Here is a 26434-nt window from a genome sequence, read left to right on the forward strand (position 1 = left end):
AGGCAGAAAAAGGTCGATATGCCCATTGGACAGCTTATTCACAAAAAAAGCCGACTAACATTATGTTAATCGACGTTTGAGTGATGCTGATGCTTCTGTTACATTCGGGGCTTTACTAATAGCAGAAATTACAGATATCCCATCTGCTCCTGCATTCATTACATCTTTTGCATTCGTGTCATCAATGCCGCCAATACCAACTATCGGAATCGTTACACCCGCCTCACGCATTTGACGAATTGCTTGTGGACCAATGGGTGACTCCGCATCCTCCTTTGTAGACGTAGAATACATAGGACCTACCCCTAAATAATCAGCCCCATGTTCTTGTGCATCCTTCGCCTCTGCTATTGTCTTAGCTGAAATACCGATGGACATTGACTTTGGACAGCGTCTTTTAACGTCTGTTAACGAGGTATCATCCTGACCAACATGAACACCATCTGCTTTTACTGCCAATGCCAGGTCCACATCATCATTGACAATAAAAGGCACACCACGAGAGTGACATATATCAAGTAGCGTTGATGCTAAAGAATGCTTATCACTACCTATGAGAGCATTCTCACCCTTTTCACGAAATTGAAAGCAGGTAATGCCTCCTTTGATAGCTGCTTCCAATATGTCCTCCGGGTTATTCAACGTATTATTGCTTCCCATAATAAAATACAAGAGAATATCATGCTTAGTCATTATTTCCACCTACGCTATTCAACTGGATGTTCAATTTTTGACGAAGGTCCATTTCCCCAACGTTATATAGTGCATTTAATAGTTCAGCTTGAAATGTGCCGGGGCCCTGCATAGAAGCGAAACCTTCTGCCCTTTCCGCAGCCACTCCATAATATCCTAATGCAGCTGCTGTACTATCCAAGACATGATCAGACTGACTTAAAAACGCAGCCGTCACAGCGCTAGCCAAACAGCCAGTCCCGGTGATTCGGCTCATCATGGAATGACCGTTGTAAATCTGATACCCATCTGTTCCATTTGTTACAGCATCTACGGGGCCAGTGACAGCAACCGGTATTCCTAGTTCAAAAGAGGCGTGTTCAGCAATCATTTTGGTGTCTTTATCAGCACCAGCTGCATCTACACCTTTCACTTCCCCTTCAATCCCTGCAATGGCTGAAATTTCTCCAGTGTTTCCACGCAAAAGTGTTATATCCAAATGTTTTATTAGTTCTCTTGTCGTATTCGTTCGATATGACGTCGCGCCAGCTCCAACCGGATCTAATACGACAGGAATACCTTTTTTATTTGCTGCTTCGCCTGCAAGAAACATCGCTTCTACTTGGGCTGAATGAAGTGTTCCAATATTTAAAACAAGTGCATCAGCTGCTGTTGCCATATCTGCCGCTTCTTCCACAGCATTTGCCATAACAGGAGAACCCCCCATAGCAAGTATTCCGTTCGCATTAAAATTAGCGACAACTACATTGGTGATATTATGAACAAGTGGCTTCTGCTCTCTAACTTTTTCTAAAAGAACTTTAACTTCTTTTGCTTTCATCCAATGAACCCCCTATTGGTGCAGTATGTTTTCTTTTGGAATTCTCCAATGATTGACCGGCCCATTGCCTTTTCCAATCCCTAGTGTTTCTTTAATGGCTGCAGAAATGAACGTTTTGCTTTCAGATACTGCCTCGTTTACTGTCATTCCCCGGGCCAGACGAGCAGCTATTGCGGCCGAAAACGTACAGCCTGTCCCATGGGTGTGTTTTGTATCCGTACGTTCTGCTGTCAGAAATTCAAATTCACCGTTATAGTATAGTATGTCTGTCGCTTCTCCAGTGAAGTGACCTCCTTTTACTACAGCTGCTGCCGCTCCCATTTCCTCTACTATTTGCTCCGCTGCCTGTTTAGCTTCTTCTTGTGATTGAATATCCAAGCCTGTAAGCAATTTGGCTTCATCTATATTAGGTGTAACGACTTTAGCAAGCGGAAACAGCCTTTCTTTCATTAATGAAGTTGACTCATCTTCCATCAGTGAATCTCCGCTTGTTGCTACCATAACAGGATCAATGACAAGAGGAATGTTTTCTTCTTCCAAAAGATCAGCTGTCTTATTTATCATATCCGGCGTAGCTATCATGCCCGTTTTTATGACATGAGGCCGAATGTCTTCTAACACCGCTCGTATTTGCTCCTCCAAAGCTTCTATTGGAAGATGCCATACGTCCCTTACCCCTTCTGTATTTTGTGCGACAACGGACGTTACGACCGCCATACCGTATGCTTTGGATTCCTGGAATGTTTTTAAGTCCGCATGAATGCCGGCTCCTCCGGTAGGATCTGTTCCAGCAATGGATAAAACACTTGGTACCTCTTTCATTTCTCCAGCCTCCTTGTTGCTTCATCCGTAAATATTAGCCGATGAAGCTGTCTTCACGATAGGTTTTTAGCAAATTGTGGTTTGCTTTCGCAAAGCCCACTTCAAATCACGTATAAACATAAAAAACCGCTCTCTAGAAAAGAGAGCGGGAACATGTGAAAAGCTTACATACACGTGTAATCGCTCCACTTTCCTACGATGGTATTAACCATATCAGGTTCTAAGGGACCGATGCTTCAGGTTGCATCATCTCAGCTTCTATAGCGCCCCTAGTGGAATCGGTTATATCGATTGAATTACTTTTATATTACTCGACAAAAAGGAAAAATGTCAACTTCTATTCTTTTTCGGTATACTTCAAGTTTCTCTCAGGGTCCTGAAAGACTGACTTTTCCAGTGCTTTATTGCCATTCCCTCTTATTTCGAGTTTCCTGAGCATTATATTTTCCCACGATTCAGTACATCCTTAATTAAACGTGGGGTGATTACAACGTTCGAGTGAATTAACTCAATCTACCGAGAACTATTTTTACACCTACTCTTGTTCATCATCTCGTTTATTTTTTTCTTCCGATGTGTTTTCCTTTTCTTTAGAGTGACGAAGAATACGTTCTAATAAATAAAGAATATCATCCTTTGACAGCTGTTCTTCTTGTTCGAACGTTCGCAAATTCTTCTTCGATTCATCTGCTTCTTTTCTTTCGTCATTTGGTGGTCTATTGTCATCCATCGAGGCATTAGATGGATTGTCTAATTCTTTTTCTTCCACCGAATTCTTATGGTTCTCTTGTTCAGGTAATAACTGCTCCATTTCATAGGAGTACACAATCTTCCCGTCCGTTGTCATAAACCGCTTGTTCATATTTCTCGTTTCGCCGTCAAAAAAGCTATATATTACAGGAACGACAAACAATGTAAGGAATGTACTACTTACCAATCCACCTATAACAGCAATACCCATTGGTTGTTGAATTTCTGACCCTTCGCCGATACCAAGAGCAAGCGGCAGAATTCCCAATATCGTTGTGATAGCTGTCATTAAAATCGGACGTGTCCGGTGCTTCACTCCTTCAATAATAGCCAGCCTTGCTGCTGTTCCTTTTTCTTTTAACTGATTGATGTAATCAACCAGTACAATCGCATTATTCACCACAATTCCTGCTAACACAATCAGTCCGATAAATACTGTTACACTTAACGGGGTTTGCGTGACAGTAAGTGCAAGCATAACTCCAATGACAACAAGAGGCACACTAAACATTACGACAAATGGATATTTAAAGGATTCAAACTGGCCGGCCATGACAAGGTAAATGAACAATATAGCAAGCCCAAATGCAAACAATAGACTGTTAATAGCATCATTTAACAATTCTTGTTCTCCTGAAAAGGCATAACTTGTGCTGTCCGCTAAGTTTGCGTCTGCAATAATGTCTTCTATTAGGATTGACGTGTCATTTAGATTCGTTTCAGACCCATACGTTACCGTAAATTCTACACTGTTTTCTTGATCTAAACGATTGATAACAGCTGGACCATCCCCTTCTTCAACCACAGCTAGATCATCAAGTGCCACATAGTCTCCTTGTTCATTTGGAATAAGAAGATTCTCTAAATCCTCTGTGTCCTGCAATGATTCTTTTGAATACTGCACAACAACATCATAATTATCATCACTGTCCGTTTGTAAAGAAGTTGCTGTCTGCCCGCGGGTAATATTATCTACAGTCTCAGCAATTTGAGCAGGAGCAAGTCCGTTATCCCTGGCGGCATCTTCATCAATGCGCACTTGCATTTCAGGAGCCTGTTTCTCATCAGATGTTTCGACTTCTCTTACATCTGTTTCATTTTGTAAATCTTGTCGTATCGTTTCGACTGACTCATCTAGATTTTCCGATTCACTATCACTTAGCGTAAAGACAACTGTATTCGCTTCCCCGCCGCCAACTGCCGCTTGCGTGGATAATGAAATATCAGCACTGGAATCGACGCCTGTTATATCGTTTTCTATTTCTTCGACAAACCCAATCGTGCTTTGATCTCTTTCGTCTAAATCAGTCATGGTTACAAATATCTGAGCTTCATGAGATCCTGATGGACCTCCCATGCCTGCTGAATCTTGTGACGAACCAATCGTTGACATATAATCTGCGACAACCGCCTCATCATCCAAGATTTCTTCTGCTTCTTCTACAACTTCTGTTGTGCTCTCTAAGTTTGTTCCATAGTCCATTTCAATATCAACTGTAAAAGAACCATCATCGGTCGCCGGCAAAAAGTTCACACCAGTAACTGCTAGACCGGCCCCTCCCGCTCCTAATAATAATAAAGTTATAATAAGAGTCAGGATACGATGACCAAGTACCCACTTTATCGAACGTTCTAATCCTCTAATGAATGTTGATTGCTGTCTTTTTTCTTCTTTATTTTCATCTGGAGGTGTTAAAACTCTGCTGGCTATCATCGGCACGACAGTTAAGGCTACAAGTAAAGATGCCAACAAGCTAAACGAAACCGCCAAAGCAAATTCGGTAAAAATATTTCCGACAATACCGCTGATAAATACAATTGGTAAAAATACAGAAACGGTCGTTAAAGTTGAAGCTGTAATCGCGCCACCTACTTCTTTTGTCCCTTCTGAAGCGGCATCTCTTTGATGTTTGCCCATTGACAAATGCCGATATATATTTTCAATCACAACAATAGCATTATCAACTAGCATTCCTATACCTAATGCCAGTCCACCAAGCGTCATCAAATTCAGACTTACATTTGTAAAGTACAAAAAACCAAATGTGACAATTACTGAAAATGGTATAGCTATGCCGATAATCAATGGTGTTTTAAGATTTCTCAAAAAGAAGAATAAAACGACCATAGCGAATACAGCACCTAAAATAAGAGCCATCGAAACACTGTTAATCGAGTCTTGTATAAATTCACCTTCATCGTACAAAGTGACAGCATCTAAATCTTCGTACTCGTCTTCGTCTAGTAACGAATCAATCTCTTCATTGAAATCATCAGACACCTGGGCTGTGTTGGCATCCGTTTCTTTCATAGCAGAAAGCTGCATAGCTGGTTCTTGATTGGCTCTTGTAATAGCCGTTTGATCTGCCGTAGTAAAGTTCACTTCTGCAACGTCTGATAGCAGCAAATCTTCTCCATTTTCCGGATCTGCTCCAACAACAAGCTCCGATAAACCCTCTTCCCCATCTATCGTATTCATCACCCGGGTCGTCAGACTGCGATCCCCAGTTTCAATCGTCCCTCCAGGTAACGTAATATCATGCGCCTGTATTGTACTTACTACATCTTCTTGAGTTAATTGATTGTTTTCCAAATCTTCCTGATTCAGGTTAACGTTAAATTGTTCCGTCACACTTCCGGAGTAATCTACATTCGCAATACCTTCTATTCTTTCAAGATCAGAACTAAATGATTCGACGTCCCCCTGAAATTCTTCTATATCCTGATTATCAGATGTGATGGCCATTTGATTCATACTCATCATAGAAGGATCAAACTTTAAGAAGCTCGGATCACCTGCATCATCAGGGAGTGTAGCTTGATTCATCGATGTAATAATATCTTGTTCGACATCATCGATTGAAGAGTCCCAGGAGAATTCAAGCAATACAAGGGTCATCCCCTCTTCTGACGTGGATGTCATACTGTCCAGACCTGACAATGTAGATAATTCTTCTTCAAGTGGTATCGTTACCTTATCTTTTACCTCTTCCGGACTCGCACCTGGATAACTCGTTACAACTGCTCCAACAGGAGGATTAATTTCCGGAAATAACTTTAAAGGTAAATTCGATAATGAAACAGATCCTAACAATATAAATAAAACCATAGCTACGATGGTTAACTTCGGGCGTCTGATTGATAAATTTGTAAGCTTCACTCACAGCCTCCTATTATAAATAGTATTCCTTTACTTTTTTTCCAAAAATACAATCATTAAGATACTAAACTATTTACAAAACTAATACAAGACAAACTCCCACGTCAAGGCGCTTTTATTTTCTTCATTTATTCTTCACAATCCATTTATCTTTAAACAATGAGAACTTTTAAAATAAGAAAAACGGAGCTGCTTAGCAATACTCCGCTTTAATCATCCTTCCCATATTTGTCTTTTCCATTTATCTCGCCTTCTCTAATTGTTTTCTCCAATTGAACAAGAACGTTTTGCACATGCTGCATGTCTTCTAATTTCAATTGTGAAATATAATCTTCTATAATAGACGTTTCAAATGCCTCAAATTGACGTTTCAACTCTTTTCCTTTTTCTCCAAAGGTTATGGTTACTTCTCTTCTATTCTGCTCATTAATGGACCGAATAAGCAAATCTTCTTTTTCCAATTTATTCATCGCCTGACTAATCGCACTTTTAGAAATACCGATGCGTTCCGATACTTCTCCAAGTGTAATACTATTATGTCTCATAAATAATATCATAATTGTTTCCTGACGCGATGTCAGCTGCAGTTCACTAAGCAGTGGTACTTTTGGTTGTAAATACTTAGCGATATTTTCAAGAGAATAAATCGACTGCAAATATATTTTCTTATAGTCATCCAAACTCATATCGTTTCATCTCACTTCCGTCTTACTCATTTATAAGACTGCCTTTTTCAATCCGTTGTTTAGCAGAGCGCCTATTGCTCCACTGTATTCTCCATATTCAAGAAAATAAGCTTGTTTTCCCCTTAGCTCCGTGTATCCCTTCACAATCTCTTTAAGAGTGTCATGACGGGAAAAAGTAGTTCCTATATAAATGATAGCATTCGTCTTCAAGCGTTCTGCCGCCTGTACACTCATTGTCGTTATGGTCTCCCCAATCATGCGTACAATAGCCGAAATATAGTCTTCCTTCGAAAAAGCCTTATCCTTCATTTGAGCGGCATTTCCAAAATTACTAGCAGTCAAATCCCCGGAAATAGGAGGCGTTTCGTGAGAGTAAATATCGGATACGGTGACATTCAGTCCTTCACCTTCTCCTTTTCTTCCTAATTCCAAAATCTTATCATAATGTTCTTCTCCTGTTAATAAGTATGACAAACCGAGGAGGGTTCCCCCACCCATACCACTTCCTCCAATTCTTTCATACGAATCTTGTTGAACATAGTGGATAGATGTCCCTGTACCTACATTTGTCACCATAAACGTTGAACCAATTTGTGAAAGAATACCATTTTGTTCTAACAACCAATTTACTCCTTCACATGTTGCTTCAAATTCGTTTACATTTTTGGCCGAAACCGGTAATTCCTGTAATAAAACACCCGCTTTTCCACCCGTTATATGTATATGTGGATCCGTGAAATTTGCTTGAATCCAACGGTTAATTTCAGCAACTCGATTCGTGGCGATTTTTTTGTATCCCCAATCTTCGCCATGTGTATATACTATTTTTGAGAGAGTACCTCCCGCGTCTATGCCAACATATTCTTGAGACATGAAACCGATGAACCCCTTTCTCTCTTTAATCTTTTTTTAACGATTACACTATGTTTTATTTTATACCATGTCGCAATACAAATGATAGAATATAATTCAAGAAGAACAAAAATCGGACATTTCTCTAGTTTGTGAATATCATAAGACGACATTCTTTTTTTTTGTTATACTGGAAAGTCAACGGATTGTGATAGGTATATTACCTTTCATCATCAGAAAACATTGTCATGTCCGCTTTCTAACGAGTGCTTTTCATGACAGATAGGTAGGAAACCAATGGACGTCTATTCTATTCTAATCAGTCTTTTATTCATATTAAATATTTTCTTTGCAGTTATTATCATTTTTCTCGAGCAAAAAGATGCAACATCCACATGGGCATGGCTTATGGTCTTATTTTTCATTCCTTTTCTTGGGTTTATTTTATATTTGATATTCGGCCAAAATATGAGTCGAAAGCGATTGTTTGACTGGGAAGATATTAAAAAAATAGGAATTGAAGACTTAATAGCCGAACAAACGAACACGCTTCGCGAACAACGCTTCCATTTTTCTGATCCAGATGCGCGTGACTATAGAGATCTTATTTACATGCATTTAGTGAACAATGACGCTTTGTTAACCGAAGACAATAAAGTTGATATGTTCACCGATGGGAAAGAAAAATTTGATCAGCTACTACAAGATATTGAAAATGCCGAGGATCATATCCATTTGCAATATTACATTTTCCGACATGACCAATTGGGATCCCGATTGCTCGATGCTTTGACTAAAAAAGCGCAAGAAGGTTTGAAAGTACGAGTGTTATATGACGAAATGGGTTCGAGAAAGCTATCCAAGCATGCGTTCAATCATTTAAAAAAAGCAGGTGGGGAAGTAGAAATATTTTTCCCTAAACGAATCCCTTTTATCAATTTGCGTTTAAATTATCGCAATCACCGCAAGTTAGTTATTATTGATGGGAACATTGGATATTTGGGCGGCTTTAACGTCGGAGATGAATACCTCGGCCTTAATCCTAGATTTGGCTACTGGCGGGATACGCATCTTCGTATGAGCGGGCAGGTGGTTAAAGCTTTACAAACCCGTTTTATTTTAGACTGGAATCAAGCGTCCCATCATCACTATATTCATTATGAAGAGCGTTTGTTTCCTGCATTACAACCAGCCGGTGATATGGCCGCACAAATTGTATCAAGCGGACCTGACTCTGAATGGGAACAAATTAAAAACGGCTATATTAAAATGATTATGGCTGCCAAAGATTCGATTTATATTCAAACTCCTTATTTCATTCCGGATCAAAGCTTAATGGATATTTTGCGAATAGCTGCTCTATCCGGTAAAGATGTTCGCATCATGATTCCCGACAAACCAGATCATCCCTTTGTGTACTGGGCGACGTATTCGCATATCGGAGAACTGCTAAAAGCAGGAGCAAAAGTCTTTATATACGAAAATGGCTTCATTCATGCGAAAACAATAGTAGTTGACGGCAAAGTAGGGTCTGTTGGGACAGCTAATATTGATGTCCGCAGCTTTCGTTTAAACTTTGAAATAAATGCCTTTTTATATCATCGACCTACCGCAGAAAGAATGGCATTAATTTTTCAAGAAGATATGAAAGATTGTAAGGAATTAACGTTACAAGACTATAAAGAACGGTCACTCTGGATTCGATTCAAAGAATCCATTTCTCACTTATTATCTCCTATTTTATAAAGGAGTGTTTTTGACAAAAGTAGTGGCAATGCAATTATCTTTTCATACCAAAAGAAGCCAGCCTAGTCTGTTAACGAAGGCTGGCTTCTTTTGTTTACTTTTTCTTTACTTTCCATAATGCTGCAATATTTCTAGCCAACTGTTCTATGTAAGCAGGACCATTTTCCATTGCCGTTTCCACGCTTGCAGGACCGGGCATAATGCTGAATGCAGCCGTTATGCCATGTGAAAATACAGCCTCATATCCGTCTCCCAATTGCCCGCATAAAGCAATCACTGATGTATTATCCTTATTTGGTACTGCTTTTGCTACACCAACCGGGGTCTTTCCAAACACCGTTTGTTTGTCGATTTTACCTTCTCCGGTAATAACAAGATCTGCGGCTTGAGCTCTTTCATGAAATCCCGTTTCTTTTAAGACAATATCAATACCCGGTTCCAACTCAGCGTCCAAAAATGCTTTAAGGCCAGCTCCCAATCCTCCGGCGGCGCCCGCACCCGGAAGATTGTTCACATCTATTCGGAGTTGATCCCAAATGACTTCAGCATATTGATATAAAGCATCATCAAGCTGCTTTACCATCTTGTCATCGGCACCTTTTTGAGGACCATAAATAACACTTGCTCCATTTTCGCCAGTTAGCGGATTATTCACGTCACAGGCAGTAATAATGTCGGTACGAGAGAGACGTTGATCCAAATTGGAACAATCTACTGCGTTTAAACGTGCAAGAGAAGCTCCTCCAACTGGAAGTTCTTCTCCCAATTCATCGAGTAATTCTCCACCCAACGCTTGGAACATCCCGGCACCACCATCATTTGTAGCACTCCCGCCAATGCCGAGAATAATTTTTTTTACTCCCTTATCCAACGCTGCTTTTATCAGTTCTCCTGTCCCGAAGGTTGTTGCAAATAAAGGATTTCGTTCCTCTTTTGGTACTAGCGCAAGTCCCGAGGCTTCTGCCATTTCTATTACTGCTGTTTTTTTGTCACCAAGTACAGCGTACACTGCTTTTACTCGACTTCCGTTTGGTCCTGTCACTACTTCCTCATGCAACGTACCATCAAGAGCATCGACCATTGATCTTGTTGTTCCTTCTCCACCATCCGCCATTGGGATAAGCTCCGATGTTAATTGATCGTTATATACTTGTCTGAATCCTTGTTCTATACTTTTAGCTGCTTGCATCGCAGTCATACTTTCTTTAAATGAATCTGGTGCAATCACTAGTTTCATTATGTTCTCCTCTCCAAGTGTCTCCCCTTCTATTGTTCATATACTTCATCGGAATGTCTTCTAAGCCCTTCTTCAAACAAAAATTTCTTTTCCGGAAGAGGCAGCATACAAAATTCTTCTTTCACATCACCATTGCCACCAAGACCAATAATCGATTGACAATAGCCGCAATGACTCGTTTTATGAATAATCGGGTTCTCGTTTGGATACCAATCGTCTTTTTCTTCGACAAAATAACCATGCATCGCATATTTTGTTCCATCTGTTAATTCCAAGTGCATGTGAAGAATACTTCCTGGTTTCCAAGAACCTTCTTCAGCAAAATCTCGTACAATCGTTTCTCCTTCGATTTGTACTTGAGAATCCTTCACTTCTAAGAAATGGGGTAATTCTTCTTCCCGTAGCTCTCGCCAGCCTGGAGATTCTTGACCAGTTTCTTGTAAATATTGAATATGCTCATCATAACGGGATAGATATAAGTGAACAGGCTCTCGGTTTGTCATGTCATCCCCCTCTTCGTTCTATTGAAAACTGTGTCATCCTACTTCTTTATTTCGATAAAACTTTCTTTTTCTCCTTTTATTTTATTACAATTATCATCTGTTTGTGAAACAAAGATTATTCCTTGTGTTTTCTTGTACAAATAGGCACATACCGATAAATAAAACGATATACTATCATAATTTACGAAAAAAGTGATTGACTTACACCTTGTCCTTCCTATAATCTTTCCTTAGGGAAACTTAGTGGCACCAGACTAAAATCTGGTTTTTCTTTTTAATTATTTTTTGCCCTAGAGAAACTTTCATTACTTAGAGAAATTAATTTACCGGTGATAAAAATTTATAAATATAAAAGGAGAATGCACATGAAAAAACTTACTAAAACAATGGGTACGCTGTTACTCGGTAGTATCTCCGTACTATTAACAGCATGCGGATCTGAGGAAGAGACATCGAATACACAAGATGATGAAAAAGTGAAAATCGTAACGACTATCGCGCAAATTGGGGAACCTTTATCCGTTATTGGGGGGGATCGTGTGCAAGTTGAAAGTTTAATGGGACCCTCTGTCGACCCCCACTTATATAACGCAACCCAAGGTGATATTTCTACAATCGACCAAGCGGATATCATTTTTTACAACGGTTTAGATTTAGAAGCGAACATGGTTGAAATATTTAATGAAATATCTGAGTCAAAACCCGTTCTTGCTGTGGGAGAAGAAATTTCCGAAGATTCCTTACTGGAAGATGAAGAAGGTGCTATTGATCCACATATTTGGTTTGACCTAAATCTCTGGAAGCAAGCATTAGATGCAGCGGTGGATGAATTAAAAGAATACTCCCCTGAACATGCAAATTATTTTGAAGAAAACAAACAGGAATACTTTGAAGGTCTATTAGATGTAAATCAAGAGGCGGAAAAAATTGCTGATATTCCAGAGAGTCAGAGAGTGCTTGTTACAGCCCATGATGCATTTGGATATTTCGGAAGTATGCATGACATGAAAGTGATTGGACTTCAAGGACTCAGCACAGATGATGAACTTGGTGTGTCGGATATAAATGAAACCATTGAAATCATAAAAGAACATGAAGTTCCTGCAATCTTTGTGGAATCAAGCATTAATGAAGATTCCATACAAGCTGTGATCGACGGAGCTAAAAGCGAAGGAGTTAATGTTGAATTAGGCGGTGAACTCTATTCTGACGCGATGGGCGAGTCAGGAACTGAGGATGGAACGTATACAGGAATGTATGAACACAATATTAACACGATACACGAAGCATTACTTAAAGGAGTCGAATAAATATGGAAGATGTCGCAATCAAAGTAGAAAATCTTTTCGCTTCTTATCGCAAAAATACAGTCCTTTCAGATGTGAACCTTGCTGTAGAATCGGGCTCTCTGACAGGAATTGTAGGACCTAATGGTGCCGGAAAGTCAACACTTCTTAAATCGATGTTGAATTTACATCCTTCCTTAACCGGATCGGTTGCATTTTTTGGTCAACCGTTTAAGAAAATGAAGAAAAAAATCGGTTACGTCCCCCAACGTGGTTCCGTTGATTGGGATTTTCCCACCGATGCATTAGACGTTGTCACTATGGGATTATACGGACACATAGGGTGGTTGAAACGGCCATCGCGTTTTCATAAAGAGAAAGCATATCAAGCACTGGAAAAAATGGGGATGAAAGATTATGCAAAGCGCCAGATTAGTCAGTTGTCTGGCGGGCAGCAGCAACGTGTTTTCCTAGCCCGTGCATTGGTCCAAGATGCCGAACTGTATTTTATGGATGAACCATTGGCCGGTGTCGATGCAGCAACGGAACACGCTATTATGACGACATTGAAGGAATTAAAAACATTAGGTAAAACTGTTATGGTCGTCCATCATGATTTACAAACTGTCGCCGAATATTTTGATCATGTTCTTTTATTAAATCAGACCGTCATTGAACACGGGCCAACAAATCAAACTTTTACAAAAGATAATATTTCACGTACCTATGGTGGAAATATGCGTTGGATGAGAGAGGAGGATCATGATGTGGTCCCATCTATTAAGCAGTAACACACAATGGGTACTGGCAAGTACGATGGTGCTCGGTATCGCTGCCGGCACTGTTGGTTGTCTTGCGTACTGGAAACGGCAAAGTCTTATGAGTGATGCTTTAGCTCATGCAGCATTACCAGGGGTTGTGATTGCATTTCTACTGCTCGGAGAAAAAAATCTCTTTGTATTAATTACAGGTGCCTCTATCAGTGCTTTAATTGGTGCTTACTTTATTGAGTGGGTGCGTTCTTCCACCAGAATTACGGAAGATACTGCAATGGGCATGGTTTTATCCATCTTTTATGGGTTGGGCATTATGCTTCTCACTATCGCCAATCGTACAGCAGGAGGAAATCAAAGTGGGCTTGATAGTTTTATTTTCGGCCAAGCAGCTTCCATGGTTCAATCAGATGTTCTAACGATGTTTATTTTAGCTTTATTGGTTATTTTCATCGTAGGAGTTGGATTCAAAGAATGGAAAATTTACCTGTTTGATCCATCATTCGCAAAAGGGGCAGGATTGTCTATAAAAGGAATGAATGGTTTATATACGGCGATTCTTGTCACAACTATTGTGATTGGTATTCAGGCTGTAGGAGTTATTTTGATTGCTGCCTTACTCATCATTCCACCTGTCAGTGCACTTTATTGGACACATGCCTTTAGGTGGATGGTTTGTCTCTCTGCCATATTTGGTGGATTAGCTGGTGTCTTAGGTACTGCTATAAGCGCATTAGGAAGTGGTTGGCCAACTGGTCCATTTATAGTCATTGTGGGATCGTGTTTGTTTATTCTTTCGCTGATTTTTGGTAAAGAAAGAGGCCTGCTCATTACGTTTTTACAGTTTAAACGGCAAAAACAACTCATCGATAATAATAAGGACCTTTCTCATTATCGTACAAAAGGGGTGAAATAAATGCCATATACTGGATGGATCATTCTCACTGCTTCTTTAGTCGGGCTTTCTTGTGGGCTCATTGGCGTATTTCTAATCCTCCGCAGAATGGCAATGATGGCAGATGCCATAAGCCATACTGTTTTATTAGGAATCGTTATCGCGTTTATTATTACTCGTGAGGTGAGCGGGACACCTATGCTCATCGGTGCAGTATTAGCCGGTCTACTTACCACCTTCTTAGTACAGTGGCTTCATTCGCTGAACATTGAACAACATGCTTCCATGGGGATTGTCTTTACCACATTATTTGCGGTTGGAGTTATTTTAATATCAACATCTGTTGGGAATGCTCATTTAGACGTGCAGCATGCTTTGATGGGAGAAATAACATTCATTCCCTGGAATACAATGTCTCTCCCTGTCATTGGTGATGTACCAAAGGCGACAGCGTTATTAGCCCTTGCTTTTGTAATTGTTTTATCTTTCATCGTTGCCTTTTACAAAGAGTGGAAAATCACTTCATTTGACCCAGCACTTGCTGCAAGCTTAGGAATTCCTGTTGTGTTTTTACATTATGTTTTTATGAGTCTCGTATCGATCACAACAGTCGCATCCTTTGATTCAGTTGGTGCTATCATGGTAGTTGCCATGCTAATCACACCCGCTGCTTCTGCTTATCTTTGGACTGACAAACTTTCCATAATGCTTGTACTAAGCAGCTCCTTTGGGGTGATATCTGCCATAGCCGGATACTATACTGCCGTGTGGTTAAACACTTCCATCTCGGGATCTATGGCTTTTGCAACCGGATTAGTCTTTTTAGTTAGCTTTGTTTTTTCTCCAAAACATGGCTTGATTGCAAAATACGTCAAGCCAGCACTGTAACGTTACATCTATAACACGATATATATTGACTCATGCTGTCCCGATGAAGTCGCCCGTCTACCGCTCCTGCTGTAGGTTTATCCCAACATATACATTGCGCAAATTCTATCCTTTCTTCCTCTCACACCAAAAACTCCACATTTTATACATTCTCATCTTTCAAAAAAAGACTGCCCTTAAAAGTTTAATCAAACTTTTGAGGCAGTCCTTCACTATTTTCGAGGGAATTTCTGATTAGAATCTTTAAAAACAAAAAACTTTATCATAAAAAAGCTCGCGGTAAATGACAAAAACATCGCCACCCCTTTGGCAATATTATGACGCAGCCATCTCGGGATTTCAAACCACTGAAAAAGCTGATTGGCACCTAAAAAAACAATATTATTAACACCGAGACTGACAATACCTTGAAGAATAAATGTCAATCTTTGCCGGCGGCTGCCCTCAGCGGAATGGCGAAATGTGATAAGAACATTCCAAAAATAGCTATTAGCGACCGCTAGAGAATAAGCGATTGTATTAAAGAGAGCAAGAATTCCTCTATCGTCGGTCGGAAACAATAATAACAAGAGATTTAATGTACCAATGTCGACTCCTGCATTAGCTAATCCTATGACACTGAATTGCATAAATTGGAATGGTCCTCTTGTCATTTTTTTCTTTGCCATGATACCCCTTCTATTTCTATTGCATTATTTTAGGGTGACGTTACGTAGAATCTTGCGTTTTTTCATTTTTTTCTTCTAAACCCACAACATCTTCATATAATGTGAGAAGTTGGCTTGCAGCCTCTGACCATCCCAAATCCCCTATATCTTTGCGGGCATTTGTAGAAAGACGTTTACGTAATGTTTCATCTTCGAAACGGCGAACCGTTTTTATAAAATCTCTCGGTTCTTCTGGATTGTACAACAAACCAGTTCGTTCATCTTCAATTTGTTCACAGGTTGGACCACTTTCAGCCGCAACCAACGGAAGGCCGGATGCCATGGCTTCTAATATAACTAAACCAAGTGTTTCCGTTGTGGATGGAAATACAAATACATCTGAAGATGCAAAAGCCTGGGCCAATTCTTCGCCGTGCATAAAACCAGTAAAAACAGTTTTTGTTCCTTCAAAGTGTTTTTCCAATTGGTCTCTGTGTGGTCCATCTCCCACAATGGCTAGAGAAAATTCATCTGATTCCTCTAGTACGGCTTTTAATTTCTCAATTTCTTTTTCAGGCGCAAGTCTTCCTACATACAATAATAATTTATCTTGAGTGCGACCATCTGTCAGTTTTTCCCTCATTGAATTCGTAAAACAATCCGGGTGAAACATGTCGGTATCCACACCGCGTTTCCACACGTGCACATTTTTAAAATCTCGTTCTACTAGTTCCTTCTGTACTGTTTGAGAAGTACAGATATTTAAATCGGCACGGTTATGCAACTTTCTGAAATACCACCAAATGGCTCCTTTTAACAAGGAAAGATGATAGAAATCCAAGTATTGAGCCACATTGGTGTGATAAGAAGCAACTAGTGGATACCCCAATTTATAAGCATAATTAACCCCGGAGTATCCAAGAATGGCAGGGTTTACAACATGAACTACGTCCGGATCATATTCTTCAAGATATTTTTTTACCACTCGATTCGGAAGCGCAAACTGTTTGGAGCGATAAAAAGGAAGCGTTCTAGCTGGAACGCCCTTAATAATCGCACCATCGTATTCATAAACGCCCAAGTCCGGTGCAATAATACGCACGTTATGACCTTGTTTATGAAGCCAACGGATGCACGCTGTAAGTCTTGTTACAATGCCATCTGTAGAGGGTAAAAATGTTTCCGTTACAATCGCTATTTTCAAGGAGGACACTCCCTGTTTCTTTTATTTCCAGGTTACACTCGGCAATACATTTTCTTCAATGACCCGGTCTTTATGATTCATGACTGTTCTAAGAATTTCACGGATGACTTCGTCAGTCAGTAAATGCGGTTCAAGTCCTAAGTCTCTCAATTTTGTATTTTCCGCGTGGAAGAAATGATCTTCGAGTTCTACTCTTGGATTGTCTAAATGAGCAACATCGGTGTTAAAGCCTTCCTCTTGCGCGACTTTTTGAACCTTATTTGCTAGATCCAACACAGAGAACTCTTCTGTAAACTGATTGAACACACGGAATTCTCCTTTATCTGCTGGATTCTCGGCCGCTATCTCAATGCAGCGTACGGTATCTTTAATATTTAAAAATCCGCGTGTTTGACCGCCTTTTCCGTATACCGTTAAATCATGTCCAACCGTGGATTGAATAATGAAACGATTTAAGGCAGTGCCAAAGACTCCGTCATAATCCAAGCGGTTCGCAAGAATTGGGTCCATTTGCGTTTCTTCTGTATCCAAGCCGTATACAACACCTTGATTCAAGTCCGTTGCTCGTATTCCCCAAATTTTGCAAGTGAACATAATATTATGGCTGTCATGTACTTTAGATAGGTGATAGAACGAACCGGGCTGTTTTGGATACGGAAGTACATCTTTACGCCCTTTATGTTCTACTTCAAGATATCCTTCTTCGATTGGAATATTTGGTGTCCCATATTCACCCATTGTACCCAATTTGATCAAATGACAATCTGGAACCATTTCCTTAATACCATATAGAACATTTAACGTTCCAACTACATTATTAACTTGGGTGAAAATCGCATGTTCCCGGTCAATCATGGAATACGGAGCAGAACGCTGCTCTGCAAAATGGACAAAAGCATCTGGTCTCTCCTGTCTAAGCACTTCCTTAAGGAAATCATAGTGATTAAGATCTCCTTCGTATGTACGAATTTCCTTTCCAGTAAGCTCTTTCCACTTTTCCACACGTTCTTCTAAATCAGCAATAGGGGTGATAGAATTTGACTTTAATTCTTCATCCCATTTTCTTCTAGCCATGTTATCAATAATAGATACGTCATGTCCTTGTTTTGATAAATAAAGTGCTGTTGGCCAACCACAGAAGCCATCTCCTCCAGCTATGATAATATTCACGTCATAACCTCCACTCATCTTAATATATTTTTTCATAAATGTTACGAAAACTTCTTACAAATTATCTTTTTTCATTTTTTTACACGACCAAAGAAAAGGTATCATGTTCGCGCACATTTCGCAAATGTTTTTCTACTCGTGTGATTCTACATTCTATTATTTCTCTATCACTTTAGATATTATAACATTTCATTGATACTAGTATGAATAATAATACATATTATACCCAAATGCACAGACAGATTTTAAATAATTGTCACATTCATTATCCGTCCTTACAAAAAAAGGCTCCCTTGCCAAGGAAGAGAGCCCTTCATTTAATTTTTGTTAACCTCCGATATATTTTTGGTAAAGAGTACGCGCTTTTGTTTTATCATTTTCCCCGTGAATAATAGTTCTTCCATCACGAAAGATCACAAAACGTTTATCTTCCAAGTCCAACACTAACAAAAAATCATTTTCTTGCTGTATTTCTTGATGATAACGATTTTTCAAATCGGGTAGAGACAAAAATTGCCGGGATGCCGGACGTACCTGAACCGCATTACGTCCACACAACACTTCTGCTTTGGTCCGATTAGCATACTCTAAAAATGGGTAAGTTGCCTGTTCTCCACAAGAAAGACAGTCTTCTTTTTTTAACTTCTCAACCTGTATGGAGGAAGTTTCATTTTCCCATATATCAAAAGATAATAACGTTTTTCGCAAAGACTCTTGCTGACCTGTTAAAATTTTCAATGCTTCTGTCGTCTGATGCGAACTCACCATTTGCACGGCAGGACCAATAATACCAACTGTATCACACGTTTCTCCGTCTAGTGGAATATCTTCCATTAAGCAATGTAAGCATGGCGATTGCCCTGGGATAACGGTGAAAGTAAGCCCATAACTGCTCACACAAGCCCCATATATCCATGGAATGTTATATCTTTGGGAAAAATCATTAATTAGCATTCTCGTGTCAAAATTATCAAGCGCATCAATAATTAAATCAGCAGGGAGAACATTCTCCAATAATGCTACATCTGCTTCTCCGATGACTGCTTCAACCGTCACTTCTGTATTTATAGCTGTTAATCTGTTCTTGGCAGCCTGCGCTTTTGGTAGGGTCATGTCTGCATCTTTCTCTGTATAAAGTTGTTGTCTGTTTAGATTACTATGCTCCACATAATCCCTATCTATAATAGTAATACGCCCGACACCAGCTCTGACAAGTGTTTCTGAGGCTGCACTACCTAATGCACCGGCTCCGACAATGACAACATGCTTTTCAGACAATAATCGCTGTCCATGTTCTCCAATCCCTTGAAACATAATTTGCCGGGAATAGCGATGATTTATCACAGTTTACTCAACCCTTCAACCGGACTGCTTGCTTGTGCGTAGTATTTCTTTTCTATACGGCCAGCTTCACATCCTAACTTACCAGCTTCCAGCGCGTATTTCATTGCTTCCGCCATTTTCACAGGGTTATCTGCCCCAGACACAGCAGTATTTAGTAAAACCCCATCAGCACCAAGTTCCATCGCATGTGCTGCATCCTTAGGACTCCCTATGCCTGCGTCTACAATAACAGGAACTTCCGCTTGTTCTATAATGTGAGATAAGTTATATGGATTAATAATTCCTAGTCCTGTTCCAATTGGCGAAGCACCAGGCATAATCGCGTGAACACCTAATTCCTGAAGACGTCTTGCGAGTACCACATCATCTGACGTATATGGAAGTACAGTAAAACCTTCATCTAATAAAATCTCTGAGGCCTTGATTGTTTCTACTGGATCGGGTAATAACGTTTTATCACACCCTATGACCTCTACTTTTACCATATCACACATATCAGCAGCTTGAGCGATTTTTGCTATCCGAACAGCCTCTTCCGCTGTTTTTGCTCCAGCTGTATTCGGTAAAAGCCGGAACCCACTTAGATCCATTCTTTCAAATGGATCAGGCTGACTTTCATCAAACAAATTCATTCGCCGTACCGCAAACGTCAGCACCTCGGTTTCGGATTCACGTACTGCTTCTTTTTGAACATCGGCATTTTCATATTTTCCCGTTCCTAGAAATAACCTGGATTGAAATGAATAAGGTCCAATTTTTAACATGATTTCAGCCTCCTCCTACAAAATGAACGATTTCCAACGTATCGCCTGGTTGTACTGGTTCTTCATCATACTGCTCTTTTTTTAAAATAACTCCGTTGCGTTCGACTACAGCTTTTTTATTTCCAAGCTGTAGATGGTTCAACAGCATATTTATCGTTTCCGTTTCTTCAGGAATCTCCTTTTGGGCTCCATTAATTGTTAATGTCAACGGGAGTATCCTCCTTTTTATTCATTGTTCTTTGCGGGGAAAAGGCAGAAATCCATTCCGGAACATTTGCCTTCCCTTCGATTAAATCAGCCATCCATGTCCCCGTTAATGCGGATAAAAGAATTCCATTTCGATAGTGACCTGCCGCTATCCATAGTCCTTTCACGTGACTTTGTCCAAGGTAAGGCTTCCCATCAAAAGTCTGCGGACGAACACCCGTCCAGGCTGTTTCCCATTCTGCTTCTTGAAGGTCAGGTACAAGCCGGAATGCTTTAGCTAACAAAGTCTGTACCGCACCTGCACTCACCTTTTTCCCCATTTCTCCTTCCCGTTCCGTTGCTCCGATAATAATAGAACCGCCGGGTTTTGGGACAAGGTAAAAATCTGAAGCATGCATCGTCGTTTGAATAATAGGTTTGGCAGGACGAAGAGAGACACATTCCCCTTTCACGGGGATAAGGGGCAAAGGCTGCTCTTGGAAGGAGCTAATCGTATTAGACCAAGCTCCACTGGCAAGCACAACTTCATCAGCGTATACTGGACCAAACGGTGTTTCTGCTCCTATTGCTTTCCCGTTTTCTCGTAAAATCTTTAATACTGGCGTGTCTTCATATATATCGCATCCCTCAAAAGCAGCAGCTCTCGCATAAGCTTTTGTCAATTCTGCTGCTTTCACTTGCCCATCTCCACAAATATACAATCCGCCGGAATTTTCTCCTGTTAAACTCGGTTCGATGGCTTGAATCTCTCGATTAGTGAGCCACTCTACTTGCTCGCCCTCTTGTTGTTGAAACTGAAGCATTTCCAATAGTCGATTTTTTTCCGTTTCGGTGTCGGCAACCTTCAACATCCCATTCTTAATCAAAGAAACAGATATTCCTGACTTTTCTTCTAATTCCGGAACTAGTTCTGGAAACATGTCCCGGCTTTTTCTCGCAAAATCAAAAAACGGACTTTTTTCTTTAATCTCTGCCTGTGCCCCGAGCATACCTGCTGCAGCACTGGAAGCTTCTGCTCCTACTCTCGTTTTTTCCAGCACTGCTACCTTCATGTTTCGTTTCGAACACTGGTACGCTATTGAACAACCATTGACCCCACCACCAATGACAAGTACATCATAGAAGTTATTCATGTCCTGCCTCCTCTTTTAAAACCGTTTGAAACGACTGAACCGCCGCTACTGGATCTGATGCTTCATAGATACCTGACATAACAGCAACACCTTCTGCTCCATGTATGAGACAATCTCTGACGCTTTCAGGAGTGATACCTCCAATCGCTATGACAGGAATGGAAACAGCCTCTACTATTTGTTTCAGGTATTCTGTTCCCCTAGCCGGAGAAAGAGGCTTACTGCTTGTTTCAAAAATGTGTCCGAAAAACAAATAGTCAGCACCCTCTTGTGCTTTTTTTCGTGCAGCCTCTATGCTGTGTACAGAACTTCCTATCAAACCATGAAAAGTAGGAATGCTGGACAAATCCATTGCTTCAGGCAAGTGAATACCTGCTACTCTATGATACTTCGTAATGATGTAACGATTATTTACAATGATTTTGTCAGCAGGAACATGATGTTCTTTTAATTGTTCTAAAGCTTCCAATATCTTTTCATCGCTCCAATTTTTTTCTCGTATATGGAGATAATCCACATAAGGAGCAATCTTTGTCGTAATATTCAGCCATGTTTGAAAAGATTGAGTTCCGGTTGAAATAACATGCAGCATGAAAGTTCTCCTTTCAAAACGAATCAACTCAAAGGCGAACAGTCAAAACATGCAAAAACGTCAATTTTTTTAGGTATTAAAAAAACCGCTTCCTTCGAGCGGAAAGCGGTCTGCTGGATTTTTATCCCTGCTTCCCACTTTCCTCCGCTGGAATCATCCAGTTCAGGTTCTAAGAGTTTTAAAGGTTCACTTTAATCTCAGCCTTTCTTTAAGGCACCCCTAGTGGTTTTCTATTATTTTACATTAAATTATTGTCGGCCAAAAGTTGTTGATGTATTGAATTTATTGATTAAATCTTAAAACACTTTTCTTGTCCTTGTCAACTGACATCCCCTCTATTAGATAACGAGTTATTCCTCGACTGACATCGTCTTTTCCACATGTTCATGTAAATCTTCGTCATCTTCCACATGAACGATTACCTTGTATTCTCCAGTTGAATCAAAGGTATGAAATCCCGTGTAAACACTATCAGCCTCTTCCTCCGTTTCTTCCCACGTTCGTGTATCTTCTCCGGTTTTCCATATTTCATAACGAACCCGTGCATTCGTTAAAGGTTCACCGTTGTTACTAATTTGAAAAGATAAATCTTTTTCTTCACCGGCCATTATTTCTGCTTTCGATTGCAGTTCAGCGGATACCGGCGACGTGTCCGCATGTCCGACATGCTCTTCTTTATTGTCCTCATCGTCTGGATTTCCAATAGTTATTTGTTCTGTCGGCATCTGATGCATATCTCTTGCCGTGACATGGGCAGTTACATTAAAAACAGCTTCATCTCCAAAGCTTTCAGAAATGCTGTAAACACCGTTTTCATTTTCTTCAGCAAGTATCTCTTCACTAGATTCTTTTGCGCCTTCCTTCCATATTTCAAAAAGAACTTCATCCGCATCTTCCACCGGCTCTTCTGCTTGAGTTACTTTTGCACCAATTTCTATTTCCTTTTCTACTTCAGCGCTCTCCGCCATATCAATTTCTACTTCAATCGGTTCCAGCGAAGATTCACCTGTTTGTTCTTCTTCATCCGCCTCACCACACGCACTTAAAAGAAGTAGAGACGCAGCAACCAATGTATAACTAGTATGTTTTGTTACATTCACTATGAATTCCCCCTCTATTATTTTCATTATACACACCGTTTTTTTTCACTTCTATCTATACAATGACAATTTATTTACACTCCGAATATCGTTAATAGTATCCACAAGGAAGGGACGCTAAGGAGTGTTGTCACTAAGGTGATACTTGATACTAGTTCCGGACTAGATTCAAACTGCACAGCTATCATTGCAATCGTTGCAGCGGTTGGCATAGCTGTGGAAACGATTAATACTGCACTTAACGTATCACCAGTTTGAAGTACTAGTGTGAAAACAAACGCCACCAACGGTGAAACCACAAGTCTTAGAACAGTTCCCGTACCTACTGATTTCCAATCCAAGGACGAAACGGATATTTTCGCTAATTGCATACCAAGTACAATCATGACAACAGGAATGGCAGCGTCTGCCAACATGTTCACTGCATCCATATAAGATTCCTTTATATCCAGCTGAATAGCCTGGCAAAACACACCGACAATCAGTGCATGGAAAACAGGCATTTTCAACACCACACGGAGGGCATCAGCTGCAGTCAAGCTGCTTCTATTTGCTATGTATACTCCTATTGTACTCATTAATAATGCTTGAATGACCATGAAAATGATGGAATAAGCGAAAGCACTCTCCCCAAAGGCAAATAAAATCAAGGGCGCCCCGTAGTTTCCGGAATTCATAAACGTCGTCGCAAGAGTCATACCACTCGTTTTTTCGGGATCCCATTTTAACACCATACCTAATACCTTATTAATCAGCAGCATCGCAAGCAAAAACAAGACGGAAAAAGCTATAATTCGAAAAAGATCTGCATCGGGTTCCGTTGTGTAAAACGTTCGAAAGACTAAAGCAGGATTCAGGATATAAAGAGCAACAGCAGAAACCGAACCCACCTGTAGCACATGTTTCTTTTGCAATAAAAAACCAGCTAAGAAAATAAGAACAATCGGCACTAAAACATTTATAAAAACAGACATATTAAAATCACCTTCGTTTCGTCAGATCAAGAAAAGTACGAGGCATACGGCTGGATTGCAGTTCTAAACAAAGCCTATTTTTTTAACATGCTACGCAATTTATTTTTTTCTTTTCTAGATACTAAAATATATAAAAAATCATTTTCCTGGATGATTGTTTCTCCATACGGAGTTACTAACTCATCATCACGAACAATCGCACTGATAAGGACCGAATCCGGAAAATCAATGTCTTGAAGGGACTTACCGACAATAGAGGTGTTCTCTTCGGTTTTAAATTCAATAATTTCTGCATTTGCTTTACCGATGGATATTAACTCCAGAGAATGTGTCGGCGTTTCTTTCTTTGGACCAGACAACCCTAATTTATTAGATAGAAATGAAATAGAAGACCCTTGAATTAACGCAGAAGTTAAAACAATAAAAAAGACAACGTTGAATATCATCGGCCCGCTCTCGACATCGGCGACAATGGCGAATGTAGCAAGTACAATCGGAACCGCTCCGCGCAACCCGGCCCAAGATAAGAAAAGCTTCTCTTTCGCACTATACTTCATACCAAGGGTCGACAAGTATGTGGCAATAGGGCGGGCAATAAGTATTAGTACAGCAGACAGCAACAATCCACTTCCAATAACAGACGGAGATAATATTTGTTCCGGAAAAGCCAAAAGCCCAAGAATGATAAACATTAAAATTTGAGCCATCCAAGCGAATCCTTCGTTAAAACGAAAAATCGAATGGCGGTAAGTGAGTTCGGAATTACCAATAATTAAAGCTGCTATGTAAACGGCCAGGAACCCGCTTGCATTTAATAGCGATGCTACACTGTACGTCAAAAGTGCAAAAGATAGTGCAAATATCGGGTAAAGACCACTTGAATCTAAATTTATGCGATTAATCGACATGGAAGCAACTTTCCCCAGTAATATCCCAATTATCAGACCCACTCCCATCTGCCAAAAGAAGGAGCCAAACACTAACCAATAATTAGGTTCATTAACCGTAATTAATTCAATAAATACGAGGGTTAAAAACACAGCCATAGGATCATTTGTCCCAGACTCAGCTTCCATCGTTGATGCTATTTTTGTTTTTATATTTCGTTCTTTTAATGAAGCAAATACCGCCGCTGCATCAGTCGAACCAACAATAGCTCCGAGTAGAAATGATTCCATCCAAGTAAGATCCACTATGTATTTTGCCGCTAGTCCGACAAGCATAGACGTAATTAAAACACCAATAGTAGCAAGACTTAAAGACGGCCAAATCACCGAACGTATCGTTGACCATTTTGTTTGTGTTCCCCCTTCAAACAAAATAATCACAAGTGCCATAATCCCAACGAGTTGGGCTTGCTTGGCGTTATCAAAATAAATAATTCCTAATCCGTCACTTCCGATTAACATACCGACAAGAATAAAGAGAATCAACGAAGGCATGCCTAACCGCGATGAAAACTTAGTAACCATAACTCCCACTATTAAAAGCAGAGCGGCAAGTAATACGAATGAATCGATATCAAACCCCCCAACAAACATGCTCGTCTTCTCCTTTCTTACGGTTTAAAGGTTAACGTCTAAACGCGGTTTCATCTTGTTTTTATCAATTCCGATGTATCTCAAAGTTTCCCCAGGTGAGTGATGACAAAATCGTTTTTGTATGAGAGAAACAGCAATGCCTTTCTTATAGGCATGGTAACCAAAAGTTTTCCTCAAAGTATGAGGACCAATCTTTTCTGTCATACCAATTTTCTCCGCTGCATTGTTCATAACCCGATACGCCTGCTGCCTGCTTATTGGAGTCGTTCCTCTTGAAGATTGGAATAGATAGGCTTGAGGGTCTAAGGTAGTGTGTTTAGTGAAGTACCATTTTAGTGCCGACTGCACTTGTCTGTTTAAAGCAATGTCTTCTCTGTCACACTGTATAAAATCAAGAGGCTCCCCTTCATCAGTTAAGACATCTTTCACGCTTATAACAAGCAGTTCACTTATTCTCAATCCTGTGTTGATACCCATGACAAATAATAAAAAATTTCTGGAGGAATGTGTCTTTAACGTTTGTTTTAACTGAAAAATGAGTTCTATATCTTTAATAGGTTTAACATATTCCACTTCACCATTCTCCTCCAAAATAGGTTACAAAAACGTACTATGTTTATATGTTATGTTACCATTATGATATCATA

25 protein-coding genes and 2 riboswitches are annotated in these 26434 nt (G+C 40.0%); of the genes, 5 read left to right on the top strand and 20 right to left on the bottom strand.

Annotation, left to right across the window (positions count from 1 at the left end; translation table 11 throughout):
• Positions 1 to 60 precede the first annotated feature (60 nt).
• The 6 genes from thiE to coaW form a co-directional block, all read right to left on the bottom strand.
• Positions 61 to 693 (bottom strand): thiamine phosphate synthase, encoded by a 633-nt coding sequence (gene thiE / locus J2S78_RS12000; protein ID WP_306898871.1) that lies wholly within the window; start codon positions 691 to 693, stop codon positions 61 to 63.
• Positions 686 to 1513 carry a hydroxyethylthiazole kinase gene (gene thiM, locus J2S78_RS12005; RefSeq protein WP_306898872.1) on the bottom strand — a complete coding sequence of 276 codons (828 nt, stop codon included), beginning with the start codon at positions 1511 to 1513 and terminating at the stop codon, positions 686 to 688. The genes thiE and thiM overlap by 8 nt, the downstream gene beginning before the upstream one ends.
• A gap of 12 nt (positions 1514 to 1525) precedes the next feature.
• On the bottom strand, positions 1526 to 2335 hold the full coding sequence (gene thiD, locus J2S78_RS12010; protein ID WP_306898874.1) for a bifunctional hydroxymethylpyrimidine kinase/phosphomethylpyrimidine kinase: 810 nt from the start codon (positions 2333 to 2335) through the stop codon (positions 1526 to 1528).
• Between the two features lie 173 nt (positions 2336 to 2508).
• Positions 2509 to 2616, bottom strand: a riboswitch (TPP riboswitch).
• A 254-nt stretch (positions 2617 to 2870) separates the two neighbouring features.
• Entirely contained in the window at positions 2871 to 6245 is a 3375-nt protein-coding gene (locus J2S78_RS12015) for an efflux RND transporter permease subunit (protein ID WP_306898876.1), read from the bottom strand.
• A gap of 209 nt (positions 6246 to 6454) precedes the next feature.
• Positions 6455 to 6931, bottom strand: coding sequence for a MarR family winged helix-turn-helix transcriptional regulator (locus J2S78_RS12020; RefSeq protein ID WP_306898878.1), 477 nt, complete (start codon positions 6929 to 6931; stop codon positions 6455 to 6457).
• Between the two features lie 30 nt (positions 6932 to 6961).
• Positions 6962 to 7804: a type II pantothenate kinase gene (gene coaW, locus J2S78_RS12025; protein ID WP_306898879.1), complete on the bottom strand. Its 843-nt coding sequence runs from the start codon at positions 7802 to 7804 to the stop codon at positions 6962 to 6964.
• Positions 7805 to 8080: 276 nt separating this feature from the next.
• Here coaW and cls point away from each other — a divergent pair, with 276 nt between their 5' ends.
• Positions 8081 to 9529, top strand: coding sequence for a cardiolipin synthase (gene cls, locus J2S78_RS12030; RefSeq protein WP_306898881.1), 1449 nt, complete (start codon positions 8081 to 8083; stop codon positions 9527 to 9529).
• Positions 9530 to 9623: 94 nt separating this feature from the next.
• On the opposite strand, the gene J2S78_RS12035 is transcribed toward cls, so the two are convergent.
• Together J2S78_RS12035 and J2S78_RS12040 are read right to left on the bottom strand one after the other, a co-directional pair.
• Positions 9624 to 10766: a glycerate kinase gene (locus J2S78_RS12035; RefSeq protein WP_306898882.1), complete on the bottom strand. Its 1143-nt coding sequence runs from the start codon at positions 10764 to 10766 to the stop codon at positions 9624 to 9626.
• 29 nt (positions 10767 to 10795) lie between these two features.
• On the bottom strand, positions 10796 to 11269 hold the full coding sequence (locus J2S78_RS12040) for a hypothetical protein (RefSeq protein WP_306898883.1): 474 nt from the start codon (positions 11267 to 11269) through the stop codon (positions 10796 to 10798).
• 365 nt (positions 11270 to 11634) lie between these two features.
• Between J2S78_RS12040 and J2S78_RS12045 the strand changes: the two genes are divergently transcribed.
• The 4 genes from J2S78_RS12045 to J2S78_RS12060 are packed head-to-tail and all read left to right on the top strand — an operon-like array spanning position 11635 to position 15111.
• On the top strand, positions 11635 to 12579 hold the full coding sequence (locus J2S78_RS12045; protein WP_306898884.1) for a metal ABC transporter solute-binding protein, Zn/Mn family: 945 nt from the start codon (positions 11635 to 11637) through the stop codon (positions 12577 to 12579).
• 2 nt (positions 12580 to 12581) lie between these two features.
• The gene (locus J2S78_RS12050; RefSeq protein WP_306898886.1) at positions 12582 to 13346 is read left to right on the top strand and encodes a metal ABC transporter ATP-binding protein; all 765 of its coding nucleotides are present in this window, start codon (positions 12582 to 12584) and stop codon (positions 13344 to 13346) included.
• The gene (locus J2S78_RS12055; RefSeq protein WP_306899590.1) at positions 13321 to 14244 is read left to right on the top strand and encodes a metal ABC transporter permease; all 924 of its coding nucleotides are present in this window, start codon (positions 13321 to 13323) and stop codon (positions 14242 to 14244) included. Before J2S78_RS12050 ends, J2S78_RS12055 begins: the two co-directional genes overlap by 26 nt.
• Complete coding sequence (locus J2S78_RS12060) at positions 14245 to 15111, top strand: metal ABC transporter permease (protein ID WP_306898887.1); 867 nt, start codon at positions 14245 to 14247, stop codon at positions 15109 to 15111. It abuts the gene before it with no gap.
• Between the two features lie 212 nt (positions 15112 to 15323).
• Here J2S78_RS12060 and J2S78_RS12065 read toward each other — a convergent pair whose 3' ends face one another.
• The 12 genes from J2S78_RS12065 to J2S78_RS12120 all read right to left on the bottom strand — a co-directional run bounded on the left by J2S78_RS12065 (position 15324) and on the right by J2S78_RS12120 (position 26360).
• Entirely contained in the window at positions 15324 to 15779 is a 456-nt protein-coding gene (locus J2S78_RS12065) for a GtrA family protein (protein WP_306898890.1), read from the bottom strand.
• A gap of 40 nt (positions 15780 to 15819) precedes the next feature.
• The gene (locus J2S78_RS12070; RefSeq protein WP_306898891.1) at positions 15820 to 16962 is read right to left on the bottom strand and encodes a glycosyltransferase family 4 protein; all 1143 of its coding nucleotides are present in this window, start codon (positions 16960 to 16962) and stop codon (positions 15820 to 15822) included.
• 21 nt (positions 16963 to 16983) lie between these two features.
• Entirely contained in the window at positions 16984 to 18132 is a 1149-nt protein-coding gene (locus J2S78_RS12075; protein ID WP_306898894.1) for an NAD-dependent epimerase/dehydratase family protein, read from the bottom strand.
• A 327-nt stretch (positions 18133 to 18459) separates the two neighbouring features.
• Positions 18460 to 19473 carry a ThiF family adenylyltransferase gene (locus J2S78_RS12080; protein WP_306899593.1) on the bottom strand — a complete coding sequence of 338 codons (1014 nt, stop codon included), beginning with the start codon at positions 19471 to 19473 and terminating at the stop codon, positions 18460 to 18462.
• A complete protein-coding gene (locus J2S78_RS12085; RefSeq protein WP_306898895.1) occupies positions 19473 to 20240 on the bottom strand; it encodes a thiazole synthase in 768 nt (255 codons plus the stop codon). Before J2S78_RS12085 ends, J2S78_RS12080 begins: the two co-directional genes overlap by 1 nt.
• Positions 20241 to 20244: 4 nt before the next feature.
• A complete protein-coding gene (gene thiS / locus J2S78_RS12090) occupies positions 20245 to 20448 on the bottom strand; it encodes a sulfur carrier protein ThiS (RefSeq protein WP_306898897.1) in 204 nt (67 codons plus the stop codon).
• On the bottom strand, positions 20432 to 21580 hold the full coding sequence (gene thiO, locus J2S78_RS12095) for a glycine oxidase ThiO (protein WP_306898900.1): 1149 nt from the start codon (positions 21578 to 21580) through the stop codon (positions 20432 to 20434). The genes thiS and thiO overlap by 17 nt, the downstream gene beginning before the upstream one ends.
• A complete protein-coding gene (locus J2S78_RS12100) occupies positions 21573 to 22172 on the bottom strand; it encodes a thiamine phosphate synthase (RefSeq protein WP_306898902.1) in 600 nt (199 codons plus the stop codon). Before J2S78_RS12100 ends, thiO begins: the two co-directional genes overlap by 8 nt.
• Positions 22173 to 22294: 122 nt before the next feature.
• A riboswitch (TPP riboswitch) is annotated at positions 22295 to 22403 on the bottom strand.
• 119 nt (positions 22404 to 22522) lie between these two features.
• Entirely contained in the window at positions 22523 to 23272 is a 750-nt protein-coding gene (locus J2S78_RS12105) for a FixH family protein (RefSeq protein WP_306898904.1), read from the bottom strand.
• A gap of 74 nt (positions 23273 to 23346) precedes the next feature.
• Complete coding sequence (locus J2S78_RS12110) at positions 23347 to 24246, bottom strand: AEC family transporter (protein ID WP_306898906.1); 900 nt, start codon at positions 24244 to 24246, stop codon at positions 23347 to 23349.
• A gap of 74 nt (positions 24247 to 24320) precedes the next feature.
• Positions 24321 to 25787, bottom strand: a complete 1467-nt coding sequence (locus tag J2S78_RS12115) for a potassium/proton antiporter (protein WP_306898907.1) — start codon at positions 25785 to 25787, stop codon at positions 24321 to 24323.
• Between the two features lie 24 nt (positions 25788 to 25811).
• Positions 25812 to 26360 (bottom strand): tyrosine-type recombinase/integrase, encoded by a 549-nt coding sequence (locus J2S78_RS12120; protein ID WP_306898908.1) that lies wholly within the window; start codon positions 26358 to 26360, stop codon positions 25812 to 25814.
• Positions 26361 to 26434 lie beyond the last annotated feature (74 nt).

Origin of the sequence: Salibacterium salarium (assembly GCF_030813635.1) — a bacterium.
In the GTDB taxonomy this organism is placed as follows: Bacteria; Bacillota; Bacilli; order Bacillales; family Marinococcaceae; genus Salibacterium; species Salibacterium salarium.

Coding starts and splice junctions, on each gene's coding strand:
- thiE (WP_306898871.1), bottom strand. CDS start 693: ATGACTAAGCATGATATTCTCTTGTATTTTATTATGGGAAGCAATAAT.
- thiM (WP_306898872.1), bottom strand. CDS start 1,513: ATGAAAGCAAAAGAAGTTAAAGTTCTTTTAGAAAAAGTTAGAGAGCAG.
- thiD (WP_306898874.1), bottom strand. CDS start 2,335: ATGAAAGAGGTACCAAGTGTTTTATCCATTGCTGGAACAGATCCTACC.
- J2S78_RS12020 (WP_306898878.1), bottom strand. CDS start 6,931: ATGAGTTTGGATGACTATAAGAAAATATATTTGCAGTCGATTTATTCT.
- coaW (WP_306898879.1), bottom strand. CDS start 7,804: ATGTCTCAAGAATATGTTGGCATAGACGCGGGAGGTACTCTCTCAAAA.
- cls (WP_306898881.1), top strand. CDS start 8,081: ATGGACGTCTATTCTATTCTAATCAGTCTTTTATTCATATTAAATATT.
- J2S78_RS12035 (WP_306898882.1), bottom strand. CDS start 10,766: ATGAAACTAGTGATTGCACCAGATTCATTTAAAGAAAGTATGACTGCG.
- J2S78_RS12040 (WP_306898883.1), bottom strand. CDS start 11,269: ATGACAAACCGAGAGCCTGTTCACTTATATCTATCCCGTTATGATGAG.
- J2S78_RS12045 (WP_306898884.1), top strand. CDS start 11,635: ATGAAAAAACTTACTAAAACAATGGGTACGCTGTTACTCGGTAGTATC.
- J2S78_RS12050 (WP_306898886.1), top strand. CDS start 12,582: ATGGAAGATGTCGCAATCAAAGTAGAAAATCTTTTCGCTTCTTATCGC.
- J2S78_RS12055 (WP_306899590.1), top strand. CDS start 13,321: ATGTGGTCCCATCTATTAAGCAGTAACACACAATGGGTACTGGCAAGT.
- J2S78_RS12060 (WP_306898887.1), top strand. CDS start 14,245: ATGCCATATACTGGATGGATCATTCTCACTGCTTCTTTAGTCGGGCTT.
- J2S78_RS12065 (WP_306898890.1), bottom strand. CDS start 15,779: ATGGCAAAGAAAAAAATGACAAGAGGACCATTCCAATTTATGCAATTC.
- J2S78_RS12085 (WP_306898895.1), bottom strand. CDS start 20,240: ATGTTAAAAATTGGACCTTATTCATTTCAATCCAGGTTATTTCTAGGA.
- thiO (WP_306898900.1), bottom strand. CDS start 21,580: ATGAATAACTTCTATGATGTACTTGTCATTGGTGGTGGGGTCAATGGT.
- J2S78_RS12100 (WP_306898902.1), bottom strand. CDS start 22,172: ATGCTGCATGTTATTTCAACCGGAACTCAATCTTTTCAAACATGGCTG.
- J2S78_RS12110 (WP_306898906.1), bottom strand. CDS start 24,246: ATGTCTGTTTTTATAAATGTTTTAGTGCCGATTGTTCTTATTTTCTTA.
- J2S78_RS12115 (WP_306898907.1), bottom strand. CDS start 25,787: ATGTTTGTTGGGGGGTTTGATATCGATTCATTCGTATTACTTGCCGCT.